General features: G+C 69.3%; 11 protein-coding genes. 9 read left to right on the top strand and 2 right to left on the bottom strand.

All coding sequences use genetic code 11. The annotated features are described in order from the left end of the window. The first annotated feature begins 3 nt into the window (after nt 1-3). The 4 genes from FXF68_RS08815 (at nt 4) to FXF68_RS08800 (ending at nt 5,129) form a co-directional block, all read left to right on the top strand. Complete coding sequence (locus tag FXF68_RS08815; RefSeq protein WP_148758461.1) at nt 4-258, top strand: acyl carrier protein; 255 nt, start codon at nt 4-6, stop codon at nt 256-258. Nucleotides 259-347: 89 nt separating this feature from the next. Continuing rightward, complete coding sequence (locus FXF68_RS08810) at nt 348-1,940, top strand: AMP-binding protein (protein ID WP_246178657.1); 1,593 nt, start codon at nt 348-350, stop codon at nt 1,938-1,940. After that, on the top strand, nt 1,937-4,150 hold the full coding sequence (locus FXF68_RS08805; RefSeq protein WP_148758459.1) for an MMPL family transporter: 2,214 nt from the start codon (nt 1,937-1,939) through the stop codon (nt 4,148-4,150). The genes FXF68_RS08810 and FXF68_RS08805 overlap by 4 nt, the downstream gene beginning before the upstream one ends. Nucleotides 4,151-4,166: 16 nt before the next feature. Continuing rightward, the gene (locus FXF68_RS08800) at nt 4,167-5,129 is read left to right on the top strand and encodes a class I SAM-dependent methyltransferase (RefSeq protein ID WP_148758458.1); all 963 of its coding nucleotides are present in this window, start codon (nt 4,167-4,169) and stop codon (nt 5,127-5,129) included. Nucleotides 5,130-5,177: 48 nt separating this feature from the next. Here FXF68_RS08800 and FXF68_RS08795 read toward each other — a convergent pair whose 3' ends face one another. Beyond that, the gene (locus FXF68_RS08795) at nt 5,178-5,777 is read right to left on the bottom strand and encodes a peptidoglycan-binding domain-containing protein (RefSeq protein ID WP_148758457.1); all 600 of its coding nucleotides are present in this window, start codon (nt 5,775-5,777) and stop codon (nt 5,178-5,180) included. 616 nt (nt 5,778-6,393) lie between these two features. Between FXF68_RS08795 and FXF68_RS08790 the strand changes: the two genes are divergently transcribed. The 5 genes from FXF68_RS08790 (at nt 6,394) to FXF68_RS08770 (ending at nt 10,227) form a co-directional block, all read left to right on the top strand. After that, a complete protein-coding gene (locus tag FXF68_RS08790) occupies nt 6,394-7,026 on the top strand; it encodes an acetate uptake transporter (protein ID WP_222869870.1) in 633 nt (210 codons plus the stop codon). A gap of 93 nt (nt 7,027-7,119) precedes the next feature. Beyond that, nucleotides 7,120-7,563 (top strand): hypothetical protein, encoded by a 444-nt coding sequence (locus FXF68_RS08785; protein WP_148758455.1) that lies wholly within the window; start codon nt 7,120-7,122, stop codon nt 7,561-7,563. After that, nucleotides 7,560-8,726: a M48 family metalloprotease gene (locus FXF68_RS08780; protein WP_148758454.1), complete on the top strand. Its 1,167-nt coding sequence runs from the start codon at nt 7,560-7,562 to the stop codon at nt 8,724-8,726. Before FXF68_RS08785 ends, FXF68_RS08780 begins: the two co-directional genes overlap by 4 nt. A gap of 30 nt (nt 8,727-8,756) precedes the next feature. Next, nucleotides 8,757-9,218 carry a hypothetical protein gene (locus FXF68_RS08775; RefSeq protein WP_148758453.1) on the top strand — a complete coding sequence of 154 codons (462 nt, stop codon included), beginning with the start codon at nt 8,757-8,759 and terminating at the stop codon, nt 9,216-9,218. A 94-nt stretch (nt 9,219-9,312) separates the two neighbouring features. Continuing rightward, on the top strand, nt 9,313-10,227 hold the full coding sequence (locus FXF68_RS08770; RefSeq protein ID WP_148758452.1) for an aminoglycoside phosphotransferase family protein: 915 nt from the start codon (nt 9,313-9,315) through the stop codon (nt 10,225-10,227). A 189-nt stretch (nt 10,228-10,416) separates the two neighbouring features. Here FXF68_RS08770 and FXF68_RS08765 read toward each other — a convergent pair whose 3' ends face one another. After that, complete coding sequence (locus FXF68_RS08765; protein WP_148758451.1) at nt 10,417-12,009, bottom strand: serine/threonine-protein kinase; 1,593 nt, start codon at nt 12,007-12,009, stop codon at nt 10,417-10,419. Nucleotides 12,010-12,733: the final 724 nt, after the last annotated feature.

Genomic DNA, 12,733 nt, shown 5'->3' with positions numbered 1-12,733 from the left:
CAGATGACCAAGGACGAGATATTCGCGGAAATACTTGAGGCGGTGTCCGCCGTGGACGGCCGCGTCGACATCTCCACGCTCCGGCTGGACGAGACGCCGTTTCGCGCCCACGGCCTGACATCGCTGACCCAGTTGCAGGTGTGCGTCGACGTCTCCGACCGGCTCGGCGTCCCGTTCTCCGACAACGACGTCCTCCTCGCCTCGACCCCCCTTCGGCTCGCGTCCCTGATCGAGCGGCGACTCGCGGAGGCGGCGTGAATTTCTTGGACGTTACGAGGGCCAACGTTGCCCGCGCCGATCCCCGGAACGGCGTGTGTTTCCTGCGGTACGGGAAACCGAACGTGGAAATGCCGTACGACACGTTCCTGCGGACGTCGGCGTGGCTCGGACGCAAGATCCCCGAGGACGCCACCGTCGTCATCGCCGCGGACGATCCCATGCCCGCCCTCCTCGCCTTCTTCGGCGCGCTGTGGACGGGCGGCCGCCCGCTGATCCTGCCGTCCCCGCACGCGGCGGGCGGCATGGAGCAGTTCCAGGGCCAGGTGCGGCGGACGCTCGGCGTCGTCCAGGGCGAGGTCGTGCTCGCCCTCCAGGACGGCATCGCGGTCGAGTCGCCGGGCGTCCCGGTGGTGCCGCTGCCCGCCGACGCGGACGGCTACGACACCCTCGCCCCCGGCGACCTGCCCGAATCGGCGGGCTTCGGCGGCGACACGGTCGCGTTCCTGCAGGCGACGAGCGCGTCCACCGGAGACCCGAAACTGATCGGCATCACGCACGCGAACGTGTGCGCCAACCTGACCACGATCGAGCGGAGACTCGGCCGGAACGGCGGCGAGCGCCTGGTCACGTGGCTGCCGCTCTACCACGACATGGGCCTCGTCGGGATGGCGCTGCTCGGCGCCTTCCACGGCTGGCCGCTGTACGTCATGAAGCCGATCGAGTTCGTCATGCGCCCGCACACGTGGATCGACGCGCTCAGCCGGTACCGCGGCACGCTGATCGCCGCGCCGACGTTCGGGTACGACCACGTCCGCCGCAAGGTCGCGCCGGACGACGTGCCGGGCTGCGACCTGTCCGCCCTGCGCACGGCGGTGGTCGGCGCGGAGCCGATCAGGTTCGACACGCTCGACGGGTTCCACCGCCGGTTCGCCCCGGCCGGGCTGCGGGCGGGCGCGCTGGTCTGCGGCTACGGCATGGCCGAGACGACGCTGGCGGCGGCGCTGGCCGAGGTCGACGCGCCGCCGCGCTACGTGCTGGTCGACCCGGTCGGCGTGGAGACGGGCGCGCCGGTGCGGCTGCTCGGCGAGGGCGTCCTCGGCGGCCCGCCGCCCGAGGGCCCCGGCATCGCGGTGTTCTCCTGCGGCCCGCCGCTCGACGGCATGACCGCCGCCCTCATCGACGAGGACGGACGTCCCGTCGAAGGCGACGCGGTCCTCGGCGAGATCACGCTCACCGGCCCGAACATCGCCGCCGGATATCTCGACCCGGACACGGGCTCGCCGCGGCCGTTCCCGGACGGCGTCCTGCGCACCGGCGACCTCGGCTTCCGGCACCGCGGCGAGCTGTTCGTCCTGGAGCGACGCAAGCACGTGATCATCCGGAACGGCCGCAACCACCTGGCGTCGCTGCTGGAGGAGCGCGTGGCCGGGATCCTCGGCCGTCCCGTCCAGGAGGTGATGGTGCTGGACGCCGACATCTACGACCCCGGCAGCGAGATCGTCGCGGTCGTCGAGCACTGCCCGGCCCGGTTCGAGCTGGACGAGGCACGCCGCCGCGCCCTGCGCACCCTCGACCTGCCGGTGGACTCCCTGCACCTCGCCCGCCGCCGCGTCATCCCCCGCACGACCAGCGGAAAGAAGCGCTACCACACGGCGCGGCGGCGGCTCGCGGACGGCACCCTGCGGGCCGACACGACCGTCGCGCTGGCGGGGGCGCGATGACGCGGCCCACGACGAAGCGGCCCGCCGCGGAGCGTCCGGCGACACGACTCCAGCGGTGGGGCGGCCTCGTCGCGCGGCGGCGCGCCCCGGTGCTGGTCGCCTGGCTGGCCGTCCTCGTCGCGGCGGGACTGTTCTACCCGCACGTCGAAGGACGGCTCGGCGCCCCCGACTACTTGGTGCAGGGATCGGAGTCGTCGAAGGCGCAGTCCCTGCTCGCCGAGCGCTTCCCGGCGCTCGGCGCCGAGCAGGGCGTTCTCGTGTTCCGTTCGGCGCGGCTCACGGCCGACGCGCCCGAGTACCGCCGGACGGTCGACCGCGTCATCGCGGCGGTCGCCGCGCACGGCGCCGCCCCGCACAGCCCGTACGCCGGACCCGGCCAGATCTCCGCCGACCGGCATGTCGCGGTGGCGGCGTTCGCGATGTCCGGCAGCCGCGCCGACCGCGCGAAGAAGGCCGACGAGCTGCAACGACGCACCCGCGACGCGGCGGCCGGCGGGCCGGTCGAGGCGTACCTGACCGGCGCGTCCGCGATCACCAACGACCTGTCTGACGCGGAGCTGCGCGACCAGGAGGTCGCGGAGAGCATCGGCATCCCGATCGCGTTGATCGCGTTGCTGCTGGCGTTCGGCGCGGTCGTCTCGGCGGTGCTCCCGGTCGTGGTGGCCACGGCGTCCGTCGCGGTCTGCACCGCGCTCCTCGGACTGCTCGCCGGGGCCCTCAACCTGGACCGGTTCGTCACCGTCGTCGCCACCGTGATCGGAGTCGGCGTCGGCATCGACTACGCCCTCTTCATGATCAGCCGGTTCCGCGAGGAACTCGCCCGGCGGACACGTCCCGGCGTCCAGCCCTCCCGGGACGACGTGCGCGCGTCGGTCGGCGTCGCCGTCCGCACGTCCGGCCGGACGGTCCTCACCGCCGGGCTCATCGTCATGGTCGCGCTCGGCTCGATGGCGCTGATCCGCGGCCACATCTTCATGGAGATCGCGATCGCGGCGGGCCTCATGGTCGCGTGCTGCCTGGTCGCGTCGCTGACCGTGCTCCCCGCGCTGCTGTCGCTGCTCGGCCACCGGGTGAACCTCGGCGCGCTGCCGAAGCGGTTCCGTCCGGCCGACCTGACGCCGGGCGGCGCCGCCGCGCCCGGCCGGTGGTCGCGGTGGGCGAGTGTCGTGCTGCGCCACCCGTACCGGCTCGGGATTCCGGCGTTGCTGCTGCTCGGCGCGATGTGCCTGCCGCTGCCGACGATCAGGCTCGGGGTCGACTGGGGCCTCGCGTCGCTGACCGGGACGCCGTCCGGCAAGGGCCAGCAGATCGTCGCGACGGCGTTCAGCCCCGGCGCGGTCGGGCCCGTCCAGGTCGTCGGCTGCGGCGGCGACGCCGCCACCGGGATGGGACGCCTCGCCGACGCGGCGGGCGGCGACCGGCGCACGGCCCGCGTGCTCCCCGCGGGCCAGTCGGGGGACTGCGCCGCGATGCAGATCGTCCTCAAAGAGCGGGTGGACTCCCCGGCGGCGAGCGCGTTCGTCCGTGACCTGCGCTCCGACCTCGTTCCCCACGCGTTCGCCGGGACGGGCGCGCATGTGAAGGTGGGCGGGCTCACGGCGGAGTACGTCGACCTGTCCGACGAGACGACCGGCAAGCTCCCCCTGGTCGTCGCCGTCATCCTGACGCTTTCGTTCTGCTACCTGCTTGTGGTGTTCCGGAGCGTGCTCGTCCCGGTGAAGGCCGTCCTGCTGAACCTGCTCGCGACGGTCGCGGCGCTCGGCGTCACCACGCAGGTGTTCCAGCACGGCCTGGGCTCCGGCCTGCTCGGCTTCACCAGCTCGGGGACGCTCCAGGCGTACCTGCCGGTGGCGCTGTTCGCGCTGCTCTTCGGCCTGTCCATGGACTACGAGGTCTTCCTGGTCGGACGCATCCAGGAGGAACGGCACGCCACCCACGACGACACCCGCGCCATCCCCGCCGCGCTGGACCACACGGCACGGCAGATCACCGCCGCCGCGTCGATCATGGTGATCGTCTTCGGCGCGCTGCTGTTCGCCCGCGTCCTGGAACTGAAGCAGTTCGGGTTCGGCCTGGCGTTCGCGGTGCTGCTCGACGCGACCGTCGTGCGGCTGCTGCTCGTCCCGGCGGTGATGGGGGTCGCGGGACGCGCCAACTGGTGGTTGCCCGGCTGGCTCGACCGGCGGCTCCCCGCCGCGTGGAAGGAATGACACGAAAGGACGGCACATGCCGAATTCCAAGGGCTACCGGGGGGTCTCGACCCAAGCGGCGGCCAAGCACTACGACGTCTCGGACGAGTTCTTCCGCATCTGGCTCGGCCCGAGCCTCGCCTACGCCTGCGGCTTATGGACGGACGGCGCCGACACCCTCGAAAAGGCGCAACTGCGCAAGGAGGAGTACCTGCTCAGCCAGGCCGGGATCAGGCCGGGAATCCGCGTGCTGGACGTGGGCTGCGGCTACGGCGGCGAAATGCGGCGGATGGTGGAGGAGCACGACGTCGAGTCCGTAAGCGGCATCACGCTGAGCCGCGCCGCCGTCGACTGGACGCGGAACCTCGGCATTCCGCGCACCGACGTGCGGCTGGAGAACTGGATCGACCACCGTCCGTCCGCGCCGTACGACGCGATCATCTGCATCGAGGCGATGGAGCATTTCGCGCGTCCCGGAATGTCGGGACGGGCGAAGATCCAGGGCTACCGCGAGTTCTTCAAGCGCTGCCGGTCGTGGATGCGGCCGGAAGGGCGGCTGGTCGTCCAGACGATCTCCTGGGGCCACCGCTTCCCGCTGGACGTCGACATCCTGCGCGACCTCTATTTGGCGACGACCGTCTACCCGGAGTGCAACCCGTCTTACCTGACCGAGTTGCAGGCGGCGTCCGACGGATTGTTCGACCTGGTCGCGCTCCGCAACGACTTCGACCATTACTCGCGGACGCTGGAGGTGTGGCTCGACAATCTGCGCGCCGACCGCGACCGTGCCGCCGAACTCGTCGGCGCCCGTAAGGCGGAGGACTTCGAACGCTGCATGGCGCTGGCCGTGCAGGCGTTCGCGGACGGCTGGTTCTACTTGCACCGCCTGACGTTCCGGCCGGTCCCGAAACCGACGAAACCCGCGCGGCGCTTCCTCATCAACAATGTGCTGGCCCGCGATTCGCTGCCGACCCCGCGCTTCCTCCAGCCGAACCGATGAGATGTGCGCGGCCGCCCCTCGCTTGGCGGTGGGGCGGCCGCATGCTTTTCACCGGCCCGGAGTGCTCCGGGATTCCGCGCCCTTGGCGAAGGCGGCACGGAAGGTGATCGGCCCGAAGATGCCGTCGGCGCCGATTCCCTTTCGCTGCTGGAATGCCTTGACGGCCTTCGTGGTCGCCGGGCCGTACTGCCCGTCCGGGACGAGCGAGCGGCTCTGGAGCACCCTCATCGCGTACTGAAGGCCCTTGACCTGGGAGTGCCGTGCGCTGCCCTGGCCGACCGTGCCGCCGTCACGCTGGAGCGCGCCCCAGGTCTCGACGTCGAGCCGTCCCGACTTCGGCAGGTGACGCGCGCCCTGGTAGTTCTTCAGCGCGGCCCCGAGATCGCTGGGCCACCCTTCCCCGGCGGACGTCGGGGCGCAGGCGCGGTAGTAGCCGAGCTGCACCAGGAAGCAGCGCGCGGACGCGATCCGGTAGTCGCTGTCGCCGGGACCGAGCACGACCCACGGCTGCTCCTGGATGGCCCTGGCGGCCGCCGGGTCGGTACCCGGCCCATCGGCGCTGGCGACGCCCATCCCGGCGCCGGTCCCGGCGCCCAGCGCGAGGAGCGCGACGGCGACGCCGAGCCCCGCCCTGTTCAAGATCTTCATCTGCGGAATCCCCTATTCCCTCGATCGGATCCTGTACCCGGGTGAGATGCCGGGCGACGGGGAATGGTTCTAGATAATCCATGGAATATGATGACGAGCCGCGACGAATGAGGGCTCGGGTAGGTTTACCGCTTGGCCGAGAATTTACCTTCTTAAATGATGGTGGATGTCGTGGTTGTCCAGCGCGTCCAATCAGACGCGCTCTTCCTCAGGTGTCACCGTGACCCCAGGCTGCGGTGTCGGCCCTCTGGCAGATGGCCAAGGTCGGCGCCGTCATCGCGTCGTGGCGGCTGCGGGGGCGGTACCGGCAAGCTTTCGCCACTATTTGTCGACCTGCCCGGAAAAGGGGTGATGGCGTGGTCAAGTGCGAGCATTCGCCGGGCCATTTATCCGCCGAATCGGCGGTCCCGCCCGATATGGCTCGTCCGCTTTCTCAGGATATGGCGTGAATAAGCGCAGATCAGCCCCATGATCGGCGGTCTCCGCGGAGTTATGATCGCAATCGGGCTCCGGGTGAGAAACGGTCCCCGCGATTCAGGGACGCGCGTCCGGCGCCGTCCGAAGCCCATCCCCGCCCGGCCGGGACACGGCGATGGGACGCGAGCGAGGAGGCACCGTGACACACCACGTCGAGCAGGAACCCGTCCCGCACGCCCCGACCGCGGTCGCCGACCCGGCCCCGCTCGGGCTGGCGGCGTTCGCGCTGACGATGTTCCTCCTGTCCGCCAAGAACGCGGCGTGGACGGACGGCACCGACGCCTGGCTCGGCTACGCGCTCGCGTACGGCGGCCTCGTCCAGATCTTGGCCGCGATGTGGGAGTTCCGGAACCGGAGCGTGTTCGGTGCCACCGCGTTCGGATCCTACGGCGGCTTCTGGCTCGGCCTCGGCCTCTACGTCGCACTGGTCGCGGGCGGGGCGACCGCCGCGCAGCAGGCCAACGACCTCGGCTGGATCCTGCTCGCCTTCGCGATCTTCAACACGTACATGATGCTGTGGAGCGCGCAGGTCAACCAGGCCGTCTTCGCCGTGTTCGTCACGCTTGAGGCGACCGAGATCATCCTCTTCATCGGGAACTTCGCGACCAGCCCCACCACGATCAAGATCGGCGGCTACATCGGCGTGCTGACCGCGGTCTGCGCCTGGTACGCCTCCGCCGCGTGGTTGATCAACAGCATGCTCGGCCGGACGTTCCTGCCCGTCGGGAAGCCGCTCCTCCACCAGCTCATCCCCGGCACCACACGGCGCTGACGCCGGGTCCCGGCCGGACGTGGACAGCGTCCCGCACGCCCCCCGCCGCCTCGCGTACGTTGAAGCGAAACGGGGCGGGGAGGCCGGCGGCACATGCAGCGGTTGGACGACGACCAGGTCGAACGGATCCTCGCCATGGTGGACGCGTCCGCCGCGGCGGTCGCCCCCGACGAGCGCGACGACTCGTTCGACGACTACGCCGACCTCATGCGCACCGAGCGCATCCTCCCCGGCACCGAGTCCCACCCCGTGGACGACAGCGCCGCCGGAGTCGCGGACGCCCTCATCTTCCTCGGAATGGGCCTCACGTTCCTCGGACATGTGGCGTTCACCGTCCTGAACGTCGCCACGAACATGGCCATCGAGCGCGGTGTCGAGAACGCCGTCACCTACCTTCGCAAGAAGTTCCGCAAAGACGAGATCGTCGACCACGTCATGGAGGAACTGCCCCTCCCACCCGAGGTGGACGCAGGCGAACTGCGCACAGTGATAGTCATCCAGGTGACCGTGCTGCTCGACGGCGACGACGCCGAATGACCGAGGCGGCCCAGCTCCGCCACCTCCGCTTCACCGACCGCGCTTTACGCGCCGTCATCGCCGCCCCCTACGCGCTGTTCGTGCCGACGCTCATGACGGTCGACCATTACGGCGACTCGCCCCTGCATCCCGCAGGGGAGCTCCTGCTCGGCCTCGGCGCCGTCACCGTGATCTGCGTGGCGATCTTCGCTTTCCTGATCAGGGAATGGGCCGCCTGGTCGTACGAATACCGGCACGGCCGCCAACTCCGGAGCCCGATCGACTGGGACCACCGCTGGAACGACGTCCGCCGCGTCCTGGAGAAGTCCGGCCTGGACATCGACACGGTCGCCGCCTACTCCGTCTTCAGAGCCCACTTCAACTTGGAGACCCTGCACCCGCCCGGACGCAGCCTGGGCATGCTCGGCGTAATGGCCGACTGGGGCGCCCGACACAACCAAAAACTCATCGTCACCGGTGCTACCGCCGGAGTCGCCATCGCCGTGGCCGGGGAAGTATGGCCGGGGTGGTACGACCGCCCGCAGTTCTGGATCGGGGTAGGTGTGGTGACGGCCGTCATCATGCCGTTCGCGGTATGGAACGGCTGGTCGCAGTACCGGATGAACGCCCGCCGCCCTGAAAGCGTCGTCCTGATCCCCACCCAGTGGCGCTCCCGCCTGCGCGGCGACACTCCCACGGCCACCGCCGTGTTCCTGCATGAGGTCTCCCACGTCCGCCACCACGACGTGTCCCGCCGCCGAATCGTCGCCATGTACGCGCACTTCGCCCAGTTCGGCGCTTTCCTGGACGCGGGAATGGCGTTCACCGTCCGGGGCTCCGAGGGGCCGCTCTTCGCCCTCTTCCTCATCATGGCCGTCAGCGGAATCCTCGCGGTCCGCCGAGCCCGCACCGTCCTCCGCCTGGTAGAAGAACTACGCGCGGACGCCGAAGCCTGCACAGACGAGCCCACCCGCAAGGCCATGCACCACTTCCTGGACGGCCTCCCAACCCCAACCCGCCAAACCGCCTTGCGAAGCCGAGTCCTCACCACGCCCTGGAAGCTGAGCTACCTATTTCCCGCCCTTCGTGTTACAGCCCTAATGACCCTAGGCAACGCCGTCCCCCTAATAACCATCTTCACCCTCCTCTGGACAGGCACCGTCTCCCCAGCCCCAGACCTCTGACAACCAGTTACGCCTGCCTAGAATGCGCCCATGCCCGTACCGGACGTGATCCCGATCAAGCACGAGCCCGACTTCCACACCGACACCATCGGCACTTACCAAGCGGGCCAGTTCTTCGCCTCGGTGACCGGCGCATACCCGAACGACTACACCCCCGGCCCGGACTGGCAGACGCAGATGCGCTGGTACGCCGTCCTGCACAGGTTCGACCCGGCAGGCTCTCACACAGGCTCAGAGATCTGGTCGGCGGGCGCGAACCAAAAAGACAGCCGAGACGCAACCCAACGCGCACAAGCCAAACTAACCGAATGGCTGACCGCCCTCCCCGACCGCACCTACGGCGACATAGCGATCCGCCCCTTCCACCTAGTAGTAGACGAAACAACATTCGGCCTACTAATAGAGAAAAGACGGGGCCGACGAAACTGGGCCGAACTCCACCCCCAAGGCCTAGGCTTCGGCCCTCCCTGGGACGGCCTATACAGCACATGACCCACCCGGCCGCCATCACGCCAAGACGGCAATCGCGACGGACATAGCCCGTGCAGATCAGCGACACCCAGCCGCAGGTGGCTACTGTGCCCGCATGACGCACGTCGAGATCGAGATCACCACGGAGTTGGTGCGGGATCTTCTGCGAGATCAGCATCCCGACCTGGCCGACCACCCGGTGACACTCGGCGCCCGCGGCTGGGACAACCAGCTATGGCGGCTCGGTGACGACCTCGCCGTCCGATTGCCCTGGGCAACGGCGTCCGCAGATGAGTTGGTGCGCAAGGAGCACGCCTGGCTACCCACCCTCGCCCCGCGCCTCCCGCTACCCGTCCCCGTTCCACAACGTCTAGGCGAGCCCTCCGCACGGTTCCCGCGCCCCTGGATCGTCACAACGTGGGTTCCAGGGGAACCAGCCGACCGCGCCCCCGCCATCCACGCCCAGGAGGCGGCAACCACCCTGGCCACCTTCCTAACGGCACTCCACCAGTCGGCCCCCGAGCACGCACCCACCGGACGCAACCGCGGAGGACATCTCTCCGACCACTCCGAGGGCTTCGCCAACCAGCTGGCCTCCGCCACCGAACTGGGCCTGATCCCCGACCCGGATGCCGTCCGCGCGATCTGGGAGGACGCCGCCGCAGCGCCCCCCTACACCGGCCCGCCACTCTGGCTCCACGGTGACCTGCACCCGGCGAACGTCCTCACCACAAACGGCACCATCAGCGGCGTAATCGACTTCGGCGACCTCTTCGCAGGCGACCCGGCCTACGACCTAGCAGCCGCCTGGATCCTGCTCCCGGACGACGCCATCGACCACTTCCACGCTGCCTACCACTCAACCCCAGACCCCGCGACCCTGCGCCGAGCCCGCGGATGGGCAATGGCCCGAGCCCTAACCGGCATCCTCATAGGCCACGCCGGCACCCAAGGCCACCCCGGCGGCAAACCCACCTGGGCCCCACCCGCCCACGCCTCCCTAATCCGCCTCACCACCTCCCGCCACTAGCCACCAACCCCCCGATGCGTCCGAGGACACCGCGCAACCCCGTGACAGACCGCTTCGCGCGAACGAGCGCCGGGCTCTAGGAGGGCGCGGCGCGCAATGCTCAGATGCGACATCGGCTGTCGCACACGCGAGCGGACTGCCGTCCAGTGCCAGAGGTATCCGGAGGGCGGGCGGCCACGAGCTGACCCCCTAGCGTCCTCGCTTCTTCAGCAGGACGCCGAGGTCGTTCCGGATCCACAGGGTCTCGGGGTGATCAGGCCCTAGTATCCGTAACCGGCCCTCCAGCGCGGTGCGAAGTAGGGCCTCGGCTTCTGGCATCCGCCCCCGCCTCGCCAGGAGGCCGCCGAGGTTGTGATGGGCCCAGAGGGTTTCGGGGTCGTCGGCGTCGAGCACCCGCAACCGTCCCTCCAGCGTGGCTCGGAGCTCAGTCTCGGCCTCCGCCAACCGCCCCAGATCCCAGAGCAGACGCCCGACCTCTTGGCGACTGGCCAGAGTCTCAGGATGATCAGGCCCCAGCACCCGCAACCGACCCTCCAACGCCGTGTACAGCTGGGTCTTGGCGTCCTCGAACCGTCCTTGCTCCTTGAACAGGACGCCGAGGTCGGTTCGGATCCAAAGGGTGTGGGGATGGGCGGGTCCCAGTACCCGTAACCGGCCTTCCAACGCGGTGCGGAGTTGGCGCTCGGCTTCCGGAAACTGCCTCAGCCTTACTAGCAGGCCGCCGAGGTTGTGATGGGCCCAAAGGGTTTCGGGGTCGTCGGCGTCGAGCGTTCGCAATCGCCCCTCCAGGGTGGCCCGAAGCTCAACCTCAGCTTCCGCTAACCGCCCCAGGCCCCAGAGCAGGCGCCCGACCTCTTGGCGGCTGGCCAGCGTGTCGGGATGATCAGGCCCCAGCACCCGCAACCGCCCTTCCAACGCCGCGCGAAGCTCGTATTCAGCAGACGTCTCTCCCTCTACAAGGGTGGCCTTGCCCGGCGGCTGATGCCCGAGAAGGCTGAGCAGGACCTCGGTGGCGGTAGGGCGCCGGCTGGGATCTTTGGCCAAAGCCGCCGAGATCAGGACTTCGAGGCGTTCGGGTATTCCGCTTAGGTCGGGCTCGTCATTGACGATCCGCCACATCATGACGTGCATGGTGTCGTCCCCGAAGGCGTGTCGGCCGGTGGCCGCATAGACCATGGTGAGGGCCCAGGAGAACAGGTCGGTGGGGAAACCTATCCGGCCCCCGGTGATCTGCTCCGGCGACATGTAGGCGGGAGTGCCGATCACTCCACTCGCATCGGTGGCGACGGTGTCCAAAGCGCGGGCGATACCGAAATCGATCACTCTCGGCCCGTCCGGGCCCATCAGCACGTTGTGGGGCTTGAAATCCCGATGCATGATCCCGGCCTGGTGAATCGCCGACAGCGCCGAGGCCGTACCGACCGCGAGCCGTTCCACCGCACCCGCGTCGCGCGGCCCGTCGCGAGCGACCAGATCCCTGAGCGACTCACCCGGAACGTACTCGCTCACGATGTACGGAATGCCCCCGGCAGTGGCGACCTCCAGCACCCGCGCGGTACAGAACTGGGCGACCCTGCGGGCAGCCTCCACCTCCCGCACAAAGCGTTCGAGAGCCTTGCCATCACCATCGAACCGGCCGTGCAGGACCTTCACCGCCACCCGGCGTCCGTCCGCAGCTTCACCCAGATAGACCGAGCCCTGACCGCCCTCACCCAGAACCCCGACCAGCCGATACCCGCCGATCTCCTTAGGAGCACCCTGTGACCACGGAGCCTGAGACATCCCACAACCTCCGCAGGTCAACTACGGGACACGGCCATTCCACCAAGTCAGGCGCAAGCCGAGCAACGCCGGTTCAGATCAGGAAGAAGAGTCTCCCCTCCCAGCAAGCGACCACCCTCGAACCAAAGACCCACCCACCCCGCGCCCAACACTCTGACCGGCGGTCACCCCATGGTTCGGCCGACGAGCCTGACGGCCGCGCCCAGCCGGATACCAAGGGGCAACGCAGGCGCTGTCAGGCGAGTCTTCGAAATCGAGCGTGCCGACGCACCCATCCCCGCTGACCAACTACCAGCCGCCACAGACGGCGTCGTGCCACTCGATGTACTCGCGCGGACACACCTCAACACGGCGCCCCAAGATCCCCACCCTGCGTCCACGGCGACCGCCAAGACCGCGGCGCCTGAGGTGGCTCCCACGGCCCACGCAAGAGGCCCCTTCCATGATTGGAAGGGGCCTTTGAGCTGGCGCACCCGAAGGGATTCGAACCCCTAACCTTCTGATCCGTAGATTCCCAAACGATCACCGGAACCGTTCGGATCAGTCCGCACGCTCGGGGGCGCTGCGTCCGGCCGTCCGCATGCGTTCGCCACTCTCCAAGATCGTCCGTCCGCGTGGCTCCCAACGTGGCTCCCAGGGAGCCAAGCACGCTTCACACCCGTGGCCGCGCACGAGACCGATCACAAACACTCCAAGCAGTAAGGCCGACCGGCGGCCACCAGGA

The organism is Actinomadura decatromicini (assembly GCF_008121305.1).
Classification (GTDB): Bacteria; Actinomycetota; Actinomycetes; order Streptosporangiales; family Streptosporangiaceae; genus Spirillospora; species Spirillospora syzygii.
This window is presented reverse-complemented; position numbering and strand designations above follow the sequence as displayed.